The 15,012-nt window shown below is 64.1% G+C and carries 15 protein-coding genes; 9 read left to right on the forward strand and 6 right to left on the reverse strand.

Annotated features, from left to right (window positions below; all coding sequences use genetic code 11):
• Nucleotides 1-191 precede the first annotated feature (191 nt).
• From O4H53_RS01065 to O4H53_RS01085, 5 genes are read left to right on the forward strand one after another with little or no spacing between them, the layout of a single operon-like run.
• A complete protein-coding gene (locus O4H53_RS01065) occupies nucleotides 192-2,144 on the forward strand; it encodes a 4Fe-4S binding protein (RefSeq protein ID WP_269360661.1) in 1,953 nt (650 codons plus the stop codon).
• Between the two features lie 34 nt (nucleotides 2,145-2,178).
• Nucleotides 2,179-2,382, forward strand: coding sequence for a DUF6494 family protein (locus tag O4H53_RS01070; RefSeq protein WP_114276803.1), 204 nt, complete (start codon nucleotides 2,179-2,181; stop codon nucleotides 2,380-2,382).
• A gap of 3 nt (nucleotides 2,383-2,385) precedes the next feature.
• Nucleotides 2,386-3,456 (forward strand): Mrp/NBP35 family ATP-binding protein, encoded by a 1,071-nt coding sequence (locus tag O4H53_RS01075; protein ID WP_269360663.1) that lies wholly within the window; start codon nucleotides 2,386-2,388, stop codon nucleotides 3,454-3,456.
• On the forward strand, nucleotides 3,453-4,169 hold the full coding sequence (locus tag O4H53_RS01080) for a biotin/lipoate--protein ligase family protein (RefSeq protein ID WP_269360664.1): 717 nt from the start codon (nucleotides 3,453-3,455) through the stop codon (nucleotides 4,167-4,169). The genes O4H53_RS01075 and O4H53_RS01080 overlap by 4 nt, the downstream gene beginning before the upstream one ends.
• Nucleotides 4,166-4,663, forward strand: coding sequence for a DUF6505 family protein (locus O4H53_RS01085; RefSeq protein ID WP_269360666.1), 498 nt, complete (start codon nucleotides 4,166-4,168; stop codon nucleotides 4,661-4,663). Before O4H53_RS01080 ends, O4H53_RS01085 begins: the two co-directional genes overlap by 4 nt.
• Nucleotides 4,664-4,707: 44 nt before the next feature.
• On the opposite strand, the gene O4H53_RS01090 is transcribed toward O4H53_RS01085, so the two are convergent.
• The 3 genes from O4H53_RS01090 to O4H53_RS01100 are packed head-to-tail and all read right to left on the reverse strand — an operon-like array spanning nucleotide 4,708 to nucleotide 6,931.
• Nucleotides 4,708-5,517 (reverse strand): substrate-binding domain-containing protein, encoded by an 810-nt coding sequence (locus O4H53_RS01090; protein ID WP_269360668.1) that lies wholly within the window; start codon nucleotides 5,515-5,517, stop codon nucleotides 4,708-4,710.
• On the reverse strand, nucleotides 5,517-6,227 hold the full coding sequence (locus O4H53_RS01095) for an ATP-binding cassette domain-containing protein (protein WP_269360670.1): 711 nt from the start codon (nucleotides 6,225-6,227) through the stop codon (nucleotides 5,517-5,519). Before O4H53_RS01095 ends, O4H53_RS01090 begins: the two co-directional genes overlap by 1 nt.
• Nucleotides 6,227-6,931 (reverse strand): ABC transporter permease, encoded by a 705-nt coding sequence (locus O4H53_RS01100; protein WP_269360672.1) that lies wholly within the window; start codon nucleotides 6,929-6,931, stop codon nucleotides 6,227-6,229. The genes O4H53_RS01095 and O4H53_RS01100 overlap by 1 nt, the downstream gene beginning before the upstream one ends.
• A 355-nt stretch (nucleotides 6,932-7,286) precedes the next feature.
• Here O4H53_RS01100 and O4H53_RS01105 point away from each other — a divergent pair, with 355 nt between their 5' ends.
• On the forward strand, nucleotides 7,287-9,233 hold the full coding sequence (locus O4H53_RS01105; protein ID WP_269360674.1) for a sensor histidine kinase: 1,947 nt from the start codon (nucleotides 7,287-7,289) through the stop codon (nucleotides 9,231-9,233).
• A gap of 22 nt (nucleotides 9,234-9,255) precedes the next feature.
• Here the strand turns inward: O4H53_RS01105 and O4H53_RS01110 are convergent, their stop codons facing one another.
• Nucleotides 9,256-10,188 (reverse strand): NAD-dependent epimerase/dehydratase family protein, encoded by a 933-nt coding sequence (locus tag O4H53_RS01110; protein WP_269360676.1) that lies wholly within the window; start codon nucleotides 10,186-10,188, stop codon nucleotides 9,256-9,258.
• Complete coding sequence (locus O4H53_RS01115; protein WP_269360678.1) at nucleotides 10,185-10,952, reverse strand: SDR family NAD(P)-dependent oxidoreductase; 768 nt, start codon at nucleotides 10,950-10,952, stop codon at nucleotides 10,185-10,187. The genes O4H53_RS01110 and O4H53_RS01115 overlap by 4 nt, the downstream gene beginning before the upstream one ends.
• A 148-nt stretch (nucleotides 10,953-11,100) precedes the next feature.
• Here O4H53_RS01115 and O4H53_RS01120 point away from each other — a divergent pair, with 148 nt between their 5' ends.
• Genes O4H53_RS01120 through O4H53_RS01130 form a run of 3 tightly spaced genes read left to right on the forward strand, consistent with a single transcriptional unit; the run spans nucleotide 11,101 to nucleotide 14,114 of the window.
• Complete coding sequence (locus O4H53_RS01120; RefSeq protein ID WP_269360680.1) at nucleotides 11,101-12,063, forward strand: Bug family tripartite tricarboxylate transporter substrate binding protein; 963 nt, start codon at nucleotides 11,101-11,103, stop codon at nucleotides 12,061-12,063.
• A 56-nt stretch (nucleotides 12,064-12,119) separates the two neighbouring features.
• On the forward strand, nucleotides 12,120-12,611 hold the full coding sequence (locus O4H53_RS01125; protein ID WP_269360682.1) for a tripartite tricarboxylate transporter TctB family protein: 492 nt from the start codon (nucleotides 12,120-12,122) through the stop codon (nucleotides 12,609-12,611).
• A 21-nt stretch (nucleotides 12,612-12,632) separates the two neighbouring features.
• Nucleotides 12,633-14,114, forward strand: coding sequence for a tripartite tricarboxylate transporter permease (locus O4H53_RS01130; protein WP_269360683.1), 1,482 nt, complete (start codon nucleotides 12,633-12,635; stop codon nucleotides 14,112-14,114).
• Nucleotides 14,115-14,120: 6 nt separating this feature from the next.
• Here O4H53_RS01130 and O4H53_RS01135 read toward each other — a convergent pair whose 3' ends face one another.
• Nucleotides 14,121-14,969, reverse strand: coding sequence for an IclR family transcriptional regulator (locus tag O4H53_RS01135; RefSeq protein ID WP_269360685.1), 849 nt, complete (start codon nucleotides 14,967-14,969; stop codon nucleotides 14,121-14,123).
• Between the last annotated feature and the right edge of the window lie 43 nt (nucleotides 14,970-15,012).

A 15,012-nucleotide genomic window follows, 5' to 3' on the forward strand; every position in this document is an offset into this window, starting at 1 on the left:
GGAAAATAATGCTGCACCCGAAAACGAATCACCCCGATGCGATGCTGCTGCGCGGCATTTCCTCATGCACCGCAGCTGCGGACGCGGGCTTGGAAAATTGCGGTTGTGGCGGTGGCCGAAAGCCGTCTAGCCTAGGGCCTGATCAGCGGCAGCGGCGCCCCTGAAATCGCAGACCCAACAAGGGAAAATCCATGGCCAAGGCATTGATAACATGTGATTGCGAAGGCTCTCAGACCATCGATTCCCCCGCACTTGCCAAAGCCACCGGTCTGGTGGTCCCCGCAGCCTGTTCCGCCCTGTGTACCCGCCAGATTGATGTCGCGGCCAAGGCCCTGAAGGCGGGGGATGCAATTTTATGCTGCACCCAGGAAGCACGGGTATTTGCCGAACTGGCAGATGAGCTGGGCCTGCCCCCTGCCCCCCTGCTGGACCTGCGCGACCGGGCCGGATGGTCCGATGACCCGGCGTCGAAACTGCCCAAAATGTCCGCCCTCGCCGCCGAGGCCTTGCTGGCCGCCCCGGTGGAAAAATCGCTCGATGTTGCCTCACAGGGATTGTGCCTGATCCTTGGGCAGGGTGATGTGGCCTTTGCAGCGGCAGAACAGCTCAAGGATTTTCTGGGCGTTACCCTGCTGCTTGAGGACGCGGCAGAGATGCCGGACACCCGCGATTATGACGTCATCACCGGCAGGTTGCGCCGGGCCAAAGGCGCTTTGGGGCAATTCGAAGTGGTGATTGACGCGTTGCAACAGGTTGATCCCACCGGCCGCGGGCCCCTGCGGCTGAGCGCGCCCCGGGACGGGGCTGTCAGCCAATGTGATCTGATCCTCGATCTGCGCGGCGGCCAGCCACTGTTTCCCGCCCCCGAGAAACGCGAAGGCTACCTGCGCGCCGATCCTGCGCATCCTCCGGCAGTGGCCGCCGCGACACTCGCCGCGTCACATATGGTAGGCACCTTTGAAAAGCCGCTCTATGTGCGTACCGAGCCCCTGCTTTGCGCCCACAGCCGCGCCGGGCAGACCGCCTGCACCAATTGTCTGGACCTCTGCCCGACAGGGGCGATCACGCCTGACGGCGATCATGTGAGCATCGATCCGATGATCTGTGCAGGCTGCGGCGCCTGTTCCGCCGCCTGCCCGTCCGGTGCCATCAGCTATGACGCGCCGCCGGTCGATTTCACCATGCTGCGGGTGCAGACACTGGCCCGCGCCTATCTGGAGGCGGGCGGCACCGCCCCGCGCCTGATGGTACATGACGACAGCCACGGGGCCGAGATGATCCGCCTGTCGGCCCGCCACGGGCGCGGCTTGCCTGCCGATGTGATCCCCATGGCCCTGCCCGCGCTGGCGGCTTTTGGTCATGCCGAGGCGCTGGCGGCGCTGGCCGCCGGTTTTGCCGAGGTCAGCCTGCTGCTGGGTCCAAAATCCGACCGCGACGCGATTGAAACGCAAATCGCACTGGCCCGCGCCATTGCGGGTGACACCCGCGTGCTGCTGATCGACACGCCCGACCCGGACACCATGTCCGACACGCTGTACGACAGCGCGGCCCCTGCCCCGGTGGCCACACCGGTCCGACCCATGGGCACCCGCCGCCAGATCACCCGCCAGGCCGCCCGTGCCCTGCACCCGGAGGCCGAGGTGCTGCCCCTGCCCGCAGGCGCACCCTATGGGGCCGTCTTGGTTGACCGCGAGGCCTGCACCCTGTGCCTGTCCTGCGTCTCGCTTTGCCCCTCCGGCGCGCTGGGGGACAACCCGGACCTGCCGCAACTGCGCTTTCAGGAAGACGCCTGTTTGCAATGCGGCCTCTGCGCCAACATCTGCCCCGAAGATGCGATCACCCTGGCCCCTCAGCTGAACCTGACAGGTGCCGCACTGGAACAGCGCGTGCTGCACGAGGAGGAGCCCTTCCCCTGCGTCGAATGCGGCACGCTTTTTGGCGTCAAATCCACTATCGACCGGATCACCGACAAGCTGCGCAACCATTCGATGTTTGCTGACGAAGGCAAATTGCGCATGATCCAGATGTGTGATGATTGCCGCATCAACGCGCAGTATCATGCCACCGACAACCCGCTGGCGGGTGGTGAGCGCCCCCGGCCCCGCACCACCGATGATTACCTTTCCAAACGGCGCGATCACTGATCCGCCCCCTCTCCCAGAACCAAAGGAGCCCCACATGAGCGATGATTTCAACATGTCGATGCGCAAGTTTCTCAAACAGGTCGGCGTGACCTCTCAGCAGGCCATCGAAAAGGCCATGCGCGAGGGGGCCGTTGCGGGACAGTCCGTGCCGGTCAAGGCCGTGATCACCATCCCCGAACTCGGCCTGACCCATGAGGTCAGCGGCACCATCACCGCCCCAGAAGCAGAGCAGGAATAAAAAGTGCCAGCCAGCAGGGAGGCGGTTCTGGCCGCGCTCAAGACCGTCAATGATCCGGCGACCGACACCGACATCGTCGCCAGCGGCGTGATGCGCGCGCTGAACGTGGATGCCACGGGCGCGGTGCGCTTTGTCATGGAGATCCCGCCCGCCCAGGCCGCCGCCTACAGCGAGGCCAAAGCACAGGCCGAGGCCGCGCTGGCGCAGGTCGATGGCATCGGCAAAGTCTCCATCGTGCTGACCGGCCACAGCGAAAAGGCCCCGCCGCCCGACCTGAAGCCGCAGCGTGCCGCCGAGCCGAAAGGCCCGCAGAAAATCCCCGGCATCGACCGTATCCTGGCCGTCGCCTCGGGCAAGGGCGGGGTGGGCAAATCCACCGTATCCGCCAACCTGGCCTGCGCCTTGGCGCAACAGGGTCGGCGTGTCGGCCTGCTGGATGCCGATGTCTACGGCCCCAGCCAGCCACGGATGCTGGGCGTCTCCGGCCGGCCCGCCTCGCCCGATGGCAAGACGATCCTGCCGATGCGCAACCACGGTGTGACGATGATGTCGATCGGGTTGATGACCAACGAGGATCAGGCCGTGGTCTGGCGCGGCCCGATGCTGATGGGCGCGCTGCAACAGATGATGACGCAGGTGCAATGGGGCGCGCTGGATGTGCTGATCGTCGATCTGCCCCCCGGCACCGGCGACGTGCAGATGACGCTGGCGCAAAAGGCGCAGGTTGACGGGGCGATCATCGTCTCTACCCCGCAGGATGTCGCCCTGCTGGATGCCCGCAAGGGCATTGATATGTTCAACCAGCTCAAGGTGCCGATCATCGGCATGATTGAAAACATGTCCACGCACATCTGCACCAACTGCGGCCATGAGGAACATGTGTTCGGCCACGGCGGCGTGGCGGCTGAGGCGGCCAAGATGGGCGTGCCCCTGCTGGCCGAGGTGCCGCTGGACCTGCAGATCCGCCTTGCCTCGGACGGTGGCGCGCCGATCACCGTCAGCCAGCCCGACAGCGCACAGGCGGCCAGCTTTCAGGCCATCGCAAAGCAGCTGATCGAAAGCGGCGCCGCATGAGCGAGGCGCTGCGCTTCCCCCCGCTGATGTGGGGTGAACCCGTGGCGGCGGAAGCCTTTGCCCACGCCGCCAAACGTGCGGCGGCGGGTTGTGACGCGGGGCTGGTTGTCTATGCGCTGGCCGGTCACACGGTCGAGGCGGCGCTGGTCTTTGCTCCCGAGGTGCCGTTGCGCGACGCGATGGCGATGCTGCCGCTCTGTGGCATCGGCTTTCAGAACGCATTGGGCGCGCTGGCCCCGCCCGAGATTGCCGTGCATCTGGACTGGGACGGCGGCATTCGCATCAACAATGCTTCCTGCGGGCGGTTCCGCTGCATGGCCTCGACCACCGACCCCGACGCGGTGCCCGACTGGCTGGTTGTGGGCTTCACCTTGCCGCTGTACCCGCCGGACGATCCCGACCTTGCCGAAACCGGCCTGCGCCCCGATCAGACCGCCCTATATGCCGAAGGATGCGCGGAGGTCTCCCCGCCTGCATTGGTCGAGGCTTGGGCGCGCCACTGCCTGCACTGGATCAGCCGCTGGGACGGCGAGGGCGTGGCCCCGCTGCACAGCACATGGCGCGGGCTGGCCTGTGGCATCGGGGAGGAAACAACCCAGGGCGGCAAGACCGGCACCTACCTTGGCGTTGATGAGCACTTTGGCCTGCTCTTGCGCGACGCCGACACCACCCATCTGATCCCGCTGACCGCCATATTGGAGCCCAGCCCGTGACACATCCCGACCTGCGCAAACTTGCCCGCGCGATTCATTTCGACGAAAGCGACATGAACGTGTTTTCCAGCCCCGCGCGAACCGGGGAATGGTGCGTGTCGGGCGGCTTCGAATTCTCCGACTGGACCGAGGGCGACCTGACCGGCAAGGCGCGGCAGGCCTTTGCCAACGGCTGGCTGGGTCTTGAAACCTTCGGCCGCGTGACATTCGTCGCAGTGACGCAGGTGGAGCCCGCCGAGGTTGCGACGCTGACCGAGATGCTGGCGCAGCATTTCGTCACCTACTATGGCGCACCGGACGTGGAGGCCGCCCGCCCCGTCGCCGCCGAGGAGCTGGCGCAGATGATGGATATGTGCGCCGACCACGATGCGAACACCCTGCTGACCGTGGCGCGCGAGTTGACCGACGCAGGAGTGCGCGAAAGTTTTCGCGTGATCCAGCCGCAGGATGCCGGGCTGGAACAGTTCGCCATTCACGGCGACCTGCCGGAATAGCATCGCGCCCCATCACAGGAGCGCGATCTGTCTCTGATACGGGCTTATTCCGCGGCTTTGGCGTTGAACACGAACAGGGTTTCGCCGTTGATCTTGTAGTCGTTGATCAATTCAGCCGCGCGTTCCGATGTCAGCCAGGTTTCCAGCTTGCCCGCCAGTTCGGTTTTCACATGGGCGTGCTTTTCAGGGTTCACGGGCAGATAGGCGTATTGGTTGAACAGCACCGGATCGCCCGAATACAGCAGCGCAAGATCGCCCTTGTTGCCGAAATTCAGCCAGCTTGCGCGGTCCGACATGATATAGGCCGGAATGCCCGACGCGGTGTTCAGCGCAGCCCCCATGCCGGCCCCCACGGCCTTGTACCATTCGCCAAAGCCCGCAGGGTCCAGATCCGCCGCTTTCCACAGCGACAGCTCTTTCTTGTGCGTGCCGCTGTCATCGCCACGGCTGACAAAGGGGGCCTCGGCCCCGGCAATTTCCGTCAACGCCGTTGCCGCAGAATCTGCATCCTTGATGCCAGCGGGATCTTCGGCGGGGCCAATGAACACAAAGTCATTATACATGATCTCGGTGCGATGGGTGCCATAGCCACCCTCGACAAAGGCCTCCTCGGCCTTGCGCGAATGGACCAGAATGGCGTCCACGTCGCCCGCCTCGCCCAGCTTGATCGCCTGACCGGTGCCCACGACCAGCAATTGCACCTCAAGGTCCAGATCCTTCATGATCTCGGGCAGCAGAACATCCGCCAGCCCCGAGTTGTTGAACGACGTCGTCACCGCCATTTTCATCACATCCGCCGCCTGAGCGGCGGTGCCGATGGCCAGCGCGGCCAGCGTCACTGCAAAGTGTTTCATCATTCGACTATGTCTCCTCTTAGAAAAGCCCGCGCCTGTGGCGTTTCGGGCCGGTTGAAAAATGTCTCTGCCGGACCGCTTTCATGGATGCGCCCGCCCAGCAGGAACAGCACATCATCTGCCAGCCGCCGCGCCTGCCCCATGTCATGGGTGGACAGGATCAGCCGCGTTCCGTTGGATTTCGCAGCTGCCAGGATCTCTTCGATCTCGCGGGTGGCGCGACCGTCGAGCGCGGCACAGGGTTCGTCAAGAAACAGCACTTTAGGCTCTGATATCAGCGCCCGCGCCAGGGCCAGCTTTTGCTGCTCTCCCCCTGACAGAACCGGCGCGGGACGTTCCAGCATCCCCTCAAGCCCCACCCGCGCGGCCCAGTCGCGGGCACGCGCGCGGGCCTCACCCGCCGGGACCTTGCGCAGACGCAGCGGAAAGGCCAGATTTTCCATCACCGTGCGGCGCAGCATCACCGGCCGCTGAAAGACAAAGCCCTGATGATGGCGCGCTTCCTCGGTCGAGCAGGCCCAGTCGATCCGCCCCGCCGACAACCGCGCGGTGCCGTGCAACAGGCGCAACAGGGTCGTCTTGCCGGAACCATTCGGCCCGATCACTACGCAGGCCCCCTGCCCCTCAAGCCTCAGATCAACCGGCCCGACAAGGACCTGCCCGTGCCTGCGGCTTTCAATTCCTCTGGCCTGCATCGGGAACAATTCCATCACCATGCCCCCTCACGTTCGGTCCGGCCCAGCCAGTGGATCGCCAGATTGACCGCCACCGCCAACCCGATCAGCACAAAGCCAAGGGCCAGCGCCAGCGCGAATTCGCCCTTGCCGGTCTCCAGCGCAATCGCCGTGGTCAGCACCCGTGTCGCATGGTCGATGTTGCCGCCGACGATCATGATCGCGCCGACCTCACCGATCGCGCGGCCAAATCCGGCCAGCGCAGCGGTCAGCAGGGCGCGGCGGCAATCCCACAGCAGCGTGCGGATCTTCTGCCCCTGGGTGACATTCATCGAGATCAGCAGGTCATGGTATTCCTGCCAAAGGTCGCGGATCGACTGATGGGCAATCGAGGCGATCAGCGGCACGATGATGATGGTCTGGGCGATGATCATCGCCGTGGGTGTGAACAGCAGCCCCATCACCCCCAGCGGACCGGACCGCGACAGGAACACATAGACAATCAGCCCCACCACCACCGGCGGCAGCCCCATCAGCGCGTTCAGGATGGCAATCACCAACCGCCGCGCGCGGAACCGTTTCACCGCGACAAAGGCCGCCAGCGGCAGCGCGATCACACAGGCCACGGCCAGCGCGCTCAGCGTCACCCGCAGCGACCGCAGCGCGATCTCGACCAATTCGCCATCCAGCGTCACGACCAGCCAGAAGGCTTGCGCCAGACCGCTCCATAAATCGACCATATGGTGATGGCCCCCCCGACTTCTTCGCGCAACCTTGTCAGGTCATGTCACCCGTTTCCACCCCCGCGCGAGGGGAAAAAAGCCCGCAGGACAGAGTGACCACAGGAAATTCGATCCCACCCGCATGGGTAGACAAAATGGCCGGGATCACGCATTTGAAACAAGACCACCGCAAGAAACCGTGCCGCCCTTCCCTTTTCGGGCCTATACTGGTCTCTGACAAAGGGGTTTCATGCTCTGCCACCTGCCGCGCGGCGGGTCACGCCCTTGCAAAACCTTGCGCAAGATCATGATGTGGTGATCTTTGTTGCCTGACAGTGAGGCCGGGACAGGCGGGAACCCTATGGAAAGATCGATGACATCCGTTCGCCTCCGCCTTCTCATTCTTGCCCTGACGCCGCTGATCGTGCTGATGCCGCTCCTGCTGCTGCTCGGCATGACCCGCTGGACTGCCGATTACGACAAGGTCTTGAACGCCAATGTCGGAAGCGACCTGAAAATCGCCAGCCAATACCTCGCACGGTTGCTGGCCAAGACCGGAGACGAGCTGGATGCCGTGGTCGCCTCGGTTGAGTTCAACAGCTTGATGAACAGTTCGGCAGCAGACCGGGAAAGCTATTTTGACCAGACCCGGGTCCGGCTGGGCCTCGATTTTCTGTATTACCTGCCCGATGACCGGATCGCAGAGCAGGAAGAGGCCTGGCCGGTCATCGCCCAGGCCGCCGCCGGGCAAAGCGCGACGCAGATTGATGTCTTTGCCCAGGACACCCTGACCCGATTGTCGCCCGACTTGGCAAAACGCGCGGTTGTCCCGCTGATCGAAACCCCCGCCGCGGTGCCGACCACCCGCGCGGTCGAGAACCGGGGCATGGTAGTTCATGCCGCCAGCCCCGTGACCATCCCGGGCCATCGCGGCATTCTTGTCGGCGGCACCCTGCTGAACCGGAACCTCGATTTCATAGATACCATAAACGATCTGGTCTATCTCAACGCCACAACAGGCGGGGACCGGCAGGGCACGGCCACGTTGTTTCTCGACGATGTGCGCATCTCGACCAATGTGCGCCTGTTCGAGGACGTGCGCGCCCTTGGCACAAGGGTCTCTGCCGAGGTCCGCGCCGGGGTGCTGACCGAAGGGCGCACCTGGCTGGGTCGCGCCTTTGTCGTGAACGACTGGTATATTTCCGGCTACCTGCCGATCACCGACAGTTTCGGTGACCGCGTCGGCATGCTCTATGTCGGCTTTCTCGAAGCGCCTTTCGAACAGGCCAAGCGGGAGGCCTTTCTGTGGATGATGGCCGCCTTTGTGGCGGTGCTGGCGCTATCCGTGCCGGTCTTCCTGTGGATGGCGCGCGGGATCTTTTCGCCGCTGGAACGCATGACCCAGATCATGAGCCGGGTCGGCAAGGGCGAGCTTTCCGCCCGCATCGGCCCCGTTGGCGCAAAGGGCGAGATCGGCGAAGTGGCGCATCACCTGGACAGCCTGCTGGAACAGGTACAGGACCGCGACCGCCGGTTGCGCAGCTGGAACGAGGAGCTGAACCAGCGGGTCGATCAACGCACCGCCGAACTGCGCGAGGCGAATGAAAAACTGGAACAGACTTTCCGCCAACTGGTGATGAGCGAAAAACTGGCCTCCATCGGTGAAATCACTGCCGGCGTGGCCCATGAGATCAACAATCCCGTGGCGGTGATCCTGGGGAATGTGGATGTGATCCGGCAGACGCTGGGGGATGCGGCAGAACCCGTGCAGGCCGAACTGGCGCTGATCGACAAACAGGTGTCGCGGATCGAAGTGATTGTCGGCAAGCTGTTGAAATTCGCCGCCCCTTCGGATTTTTCGGATTATCACGAGGGGATAGACCTGCGGCCAATTGTGCAGGATTGCCTTGTTCTGGTCGACCATCAGATTTCGCGCGGCGACATCGATGTGATCTGTGAGTTCGAGGACATCCCGCTGGTCCGCGCGGATTCAGGCGAGGTGCAGCAGGTGATCGTCAATCTGGTGGTCAATGCCACCCAGGCCATGGGCCAGCAGGGGCAGATCACCCTGCATCTCTACCCGGAAACCCGCGATGGCGTGTCAGGCGCTGCCCTGGCCGTGCGGGACACTGGTTCCGGCGTGCCGGAGGATCTGTTGGCATCGGTCTTTGATCCGTTCTTTACGACCAAACGCGGCGAAGGCACCGGGCTGGGCCTGTCGATCTCGCAGACATTGGTGCAGCGCGCAGGGGGGATCATCACTGTGCGCAATCTTGAGCCGAAGGGCGCGGAATTTGTGGTCTGGCTCACTGCCGCCTGATCCCGGTCTGATCTTTCAATCCTTAACGCAGAGGGCCTGCAACCGCCGCCTCCCTGCAGCGCGCGATCGTTCGTGCCGTTCCCTCAGCCAGCGAAACACTCTTCCAATTGCCAAGAAGCCGGCGCAGCGGGTTGTTGTCCAACCCGTCGGGCGCGGCCCTCAAGGAGGGCGCTGCGTGCACATCTGCCTCCGGCACGCAGGCGCGGATCGCGGCAAGCACATCGCCGATGGAATGCACTTTTGTTGTCAGGTCACTGACAACAGCGGTATCATTCTGCGCCGCAAGGCACCGTTTGAAGATCTCGATCACCTCATCGACGTGCTGAAAGCACATGCGCCCGGTAAAGGGGATTTCGAAACGCTCGCCTCTCGCCGCCGCGCGCATGGCTAGGCTGATGGCCGCCGTTTCACCTTCGACGCGGCCGGGGCCGTAAACCACATTGGGCCGCAACCCGACGGAGGGCAGGCCGTGGTCCATCAGGTAGACCTTCGAGATATCCTCGCAGGCCGCCTTGTAGACACCATAGAGGTTGGCCGGGCTGTCCAGCGGCCCGCGCGGCCGCGCGGCAAGTGAACTGGTATAGACCAGTCGCCTGATCCCGGCGCGGCGGGCGGCTTCCAGCAGGTTGATATGGCCCAGAACATTGACCTCGGCGCCCAGCATCGGGTCCTTCCGGCAGGCCGGAATGACCAGGGCGGCAAGATGGACGATGGCAGCAATGCCCTGAGTCTCGACCAGCGACATCACCGCCGCGCCGTCGCGCACGTCGTTCTGGACATAGGTCGCTCCCGTCACACGCTGCGCTTCGTCCGGCAGTCGCAAATCGCTGACAACAACCCGATGCCCCTCGGCCACAAGCGCCTGTGTCAGGGCGCGGCCAAGAAATCCGGCGCCGCCCGTCACCAGGATCGGACCAATCGTCAGGGGCAACCGGAATGCTGTCGCACAACTCACGACGACATCCCCTGCCCGCCGTTCACATCCATCAACTGCCCGGTGATAAACCCGGCCTCGTCCGCTGCGAAAAATGCAACGGCGGCGGCCACATCCTCCACCCGGCCCGCGCGGCGCACCGGGATGGTGTCCAGCACCGCCTGCTGTTCGTCATCCGTCATCCGCTCCTTCAGCAGGCCGATGACGCGGGGGGTGTGGATGGCACCTGGGCAGACCGCGTTGCAGGTGATCCCATAGGGTCCGAATTCCTGCGCCAGTTGCAGCGTCATGGACTGGATGGCACCCTTTGCCGCCACGTAATTGGCCCCGGTGAACAGGCTGCCATAGCGCCCGGCCTTGGACCCCAGGTTGACGATCCGCCCATAACCGCGCCGTTTCATGCCCGGCAAGATCATCCGCAGGGTGCGCACGGCAGCGGTGACATTCAGGCCCATCACCTGATCCCAATGGGCATCCGTCTCCTCAAAGAAGTCGCGCGGCGTGTGCAGGGACCCGCCTGCATTGTTCACCAGAATATCCACGTCAAAGCCGGCGCTTTCGATCTCTGCCAGTGTTGCGGCAAGGGCATCGCCATCCATCATGTCGACCTGGCGGAAGGTGACATCCGCCATATCCGGTTCAGCCGAAGCGCGTTTGATCGCTGCTGCGTCCCGGTCGATCACGACCACCCGCGCGCTCTCCTCCGACAAGCGCGCGGCGACAGCCTTGCCCAGCCCTTCCGCCGCGCCGGTGATCAGTGCGGTACGTCCCGACATACGTTTCATGCGATCTTTCTCACTCCCCACAGCCGCTCAAATTGGCTCTTGCATATTTCATTATATCTTACATAATCCCGTTATACAAAACATTCGACCGCAGTAAAGAGGAGAAGGCTGCGGTGAAATGGAAAATGGACGAGTCTGGGAGGGCCGTATGAAACGCAATGCAATTAGAACTCTGGCAGGGGTCGCATCGGCCATCGCCGTGACAATGGCTGCGACCGGCGCATCGGCGCAGTCAAATCGCCCGGTCACCGTTGTCGTGCCCTTCGCCGCAGGTGGCGGGACCGACATCACCACCCGCGCCATGCAATCCGGCCTGACCGACGCGCTTGACGCCAATATCGTCGTCAAGAACACCGCCGGGGCCGGCGGCACTTTGGGTGTCGGCGAAGTCGCCCGCGCCCGCGCGGATGGACGCACGCTTGGCATGGCGCCGGTCGGTCCGCTGACCACGCAGCCGCATCTGCGCGCCCTCCCCTACAACATCGACAGTTTCGATTACATCTGCCTCGCCTATTCCGCCCCGACCGTCATCGCCGTGGCCAAGGATGCACCCTTCTCCACGCTTGAGGAGATGGTGAGCCACGCCAAGACAAACCCCGGCGAGGTGACCTTCGCGGTACAGGCCATCGGCTCCGTGCCGCATATCGCGGGGCTGGCCCTGGCGGAAGCGGCGGGCATCGAAATGACCTATCTGCCGGTGAACGGCGACGGCCCCGCCCTCAAGGCGCTGCTGGACGGCACCGCCGATGTCTTCATCCCGCATGTCTCCTTCTTCAGCAGCAACGCCGAACAGCTGAAGTCGCTGGCGATGCTGCAATCCGAACGTCTGAAGGAACAACCCGATCTCGCCACGGCGGCCGAACAGGGATATGATCTCGACTTCCCGATCTGGGGCGGTATCGTCGCGCCCAAGGGTCTGACGGAGGAAGACGTCACCCGCCTGGAAGGGGCCTGTGAAGCTGCGGTAAATTCCGCACCGTTCCAGGAACGCATGGAAGCGGTCAAACAGCCCTCGGCCTATATGGGTTCAGTGGAGTTCACCGCTTTCGTGCGGGAGAAATACGAGACAAACCGCGTCCTGCTTGAGAAGGCCGGTCTGCTCTCGAAGTGAACCGGGGGCGCTGCCAGGATCGACCGGCAGCGCCTTGGGCAGGAGGACCCGACCTGATGGAAAAGACGTCTCGCCCGCCCTTCCGGTCCACGATCATCGCGGACCGGGTCGTGGCACTCTGCATCGTGGCGGTCACTGCGGTCTTCCTCATGCTCACCTTCGGCGAGGTCAGCGCCTTTGCCCAAAACAGCGCCGGACGCGGCCCCTACTTTTTCCCGCGCCTTGTGCTGATCTTCCTGCTGATCGCGGAATCTTTCCTGCTGGCAAATGTCTTTTCTCCGCGCGGTGCCGTGCAAAACGGCCCGCGCCCGACCTGGCGGGTGGCGTCGCTGGTGCTGGCCACCGCCGCCTATTGCGCCCTGATCCAGTTCGCCGGATTCCTCATCGCCAGCATCCTCTTCGGGATCGCCGTGCCGCTGCTGCTGGGCCGGCGCACCTGGGTCACGATCGTGGCCGTCGCGCTGGTCTACAGCATCGCCGTCTGGCTCCTGTTCGAGCGGGTGTTCCTGATCATCCTTCCTGCCAGCCCCTTCGACATCGGCTTCTGAACAGCCGGAGATAGGATCACGATGGAGCTTTTGATAACCGCCGCGGCCCAGATCGCCACCCCGCTGACCATGGTCTGCATCATCTGCGGCACCATCGTCGGCGTTGTCGTGGGCGTCCTGCCGGGGCTTGGTTCCGTCATCGGGCTGACCATGGCCCTGCCCTTTACCTTCTCCCTGCCGCAGATCCCCTCCATCGCGCTGATGCTGGGCGTCTATTGCGGCTCGGTCTATGGCGGCTCCATCACCGCAATCATCCTCAACACGCCGGGCACGCCCCAGGCGGCGGCCACCGCGCTCGAAGGATTCCCGATGGCGCGGCGCGGTGATGCCGATCTCGCGCTCGGCTGGGTCACCGTGGCCTCGACCCTTGGTGGTTTGTTCTCCGTCGCGATCTTCATCATCGCGGGCCCGTCGCTCGCGGCCCTGTCCCTGCAATTCACCCCGATCGAATATTTCGCCCTCGGCCTTTTCGCGATGACCTGCATCGCCGGTGTCTCCTCCGGGCAGATGGCCAAGGGGCTGGTCTCGGGCGGCATCGGGCTGATGCTGGCCGCCATCGGCGTCGACCCTGTGACCGGCGACATGCGCTATACCTTCGGCAGCTTCCAACTCAGCGCCGGGATTGCGCTGATCCCTGTCATTGTCGGTATCTTCGCCTATTCAGAGATGTTCCTGAGAGTCCTCAATCTTGACGGCGACAAGCCCGATCCCGCCGAGATGCGCGTCGGCTTCCGCGTGCCGCCCTGGCGGGAATGGCGCATCCGGCTGGGGATGCTGTTGCGCGGCTCGATGATCGGCTCTTTCGTTGGTGCGCTGCCCGGCACCGGGGCCGCCACCGCCGCCTTCATCGCCTATTCCGAAGCGCGGCGCACCTCGAAACGGCAGGAGAATTTCGGCAAGGGCGAGCCCGACGGGCTGGTCGCCTGCGAATCCGCAAACAACGCGGTGACCGGCAGCGCACTGGTGCCGACCCTCGCCCTCGGCATTCCGGGCGACCCCGTGACCGCAGTGATGCTGGGGGCGCTGGTGGTACAGGGCATCGCCCCCGGTCCGCAGCTTTTCGCCAACCACCTCGATCTGATCTATGCGATCTTCCTCTGCCTGATCCTGGTAAATCTGGTGATGTTCGCCACCGGTGCCCTTGGCGCATCGCTGTTCACCCGCATCCTGCGAATCCCGGAACCGATCCTGATCGGCCTGATCCTGATCATCTCGACGGTCGGTGCCTATGGGGTGAATGGCAGCACCTTCGACATCTGGGTGGCCTTTGCCGCCGGGGTCGGCGGTGCCCTCCTGCGCTACCTCTCCTACCCCTTGGCCCCCATCGTGATCGGCATGGTCCTGGGACCAACCATCGAGATGTCACTGCGGCAGGGGCTGATCCTGACGGACGGTAATGTCCTGGCCTTCCTGGAGCGTCCCATCGCACTGGCGCTCTTTGCGGTGACAGCGGCAATCCTGCTCTGGCCGCTGCTTCGGTCCCGCTTCAGGCGGTCCGGCTGACCCGCCTCAATGCACCCGACCGCCCAGGGTGGAAATCGCCTGTGCCGCGCTCAGCAATTGCGGCAGATGCTGTGCGCGCAGAGTTTCCGGCGGCAGCAGCGCGGCATTGCCACCGACGCTGATGGTATAGATGTCACCGGTCAAGGGCTCGCGCACCGGCACTGCGATGGCGTTGTGCTGGGCGTTCCAGTCGCCAAAACTGTCGGCATAGCCCTGCGTCACAAAACGGTCGAGCGCGGCCTGCAAATCCGGGCGCACCCGCTCCTCCCAGCTGTCGCCATAGAGCTTTGCCAGATCGGCAAAAGCGCGTTCACGCTCCTGCCCCTCCGCAAAGGCCAGATAGGCACGCCCCGGTGCAGACAGCGCCAGCGGAATACGTGACCCCACATTCAGGTTCAGCGCCACCGCCGTCGGCTTGCGGATCAGCTCGACAAACATCATGTCGCGCTCGTCCCGAACGCTCAGCGCAACGGCACAATCGCCACCGCTGGCGATCTTCTCCATATGGCCCCGCACCATCTCGGCGAAACCGAACCGCCCGATGGCGGCGAAACCCAGAGTCAGAACTTGGTTTGAAACGGCGTATTTGCCATATTCCGGCAGATACCGCAGGTATCCCAGCTTGGTCAGCGTTCCCAGCAACCGCGACACGGTTGTCTTGTGAAGCCCCGTCCGTTCCGCGATGACCTGGGTGCCAAGCACCATGTCCTCGGCCTGAAAAGCCCGCAGAATCGACAGGCCCCGCGCCAGCGAGGTGACAAAGGGCCGGTCGTCGTTCAGGGCCGCGGCACCCATGTCCTGCCGCGGTCTGCCCCGCCGGTTGGCGGTGAGTTTGGGTTTCTTTGCATCTGTCATGGGGCCTGCATTACCCCATATGAATTCGCGTGTCTTGTGCGAA

Source organism: Sulfitobacter sp. G21635-S1 (assembly GCF_027213915.1).
Taxonomy (GTDB): Bacteria; Pseudomonadota; Alphaproteobacteria; order Rhodobacterales; family Rhodobacteraceae; genus Sulfitobacter.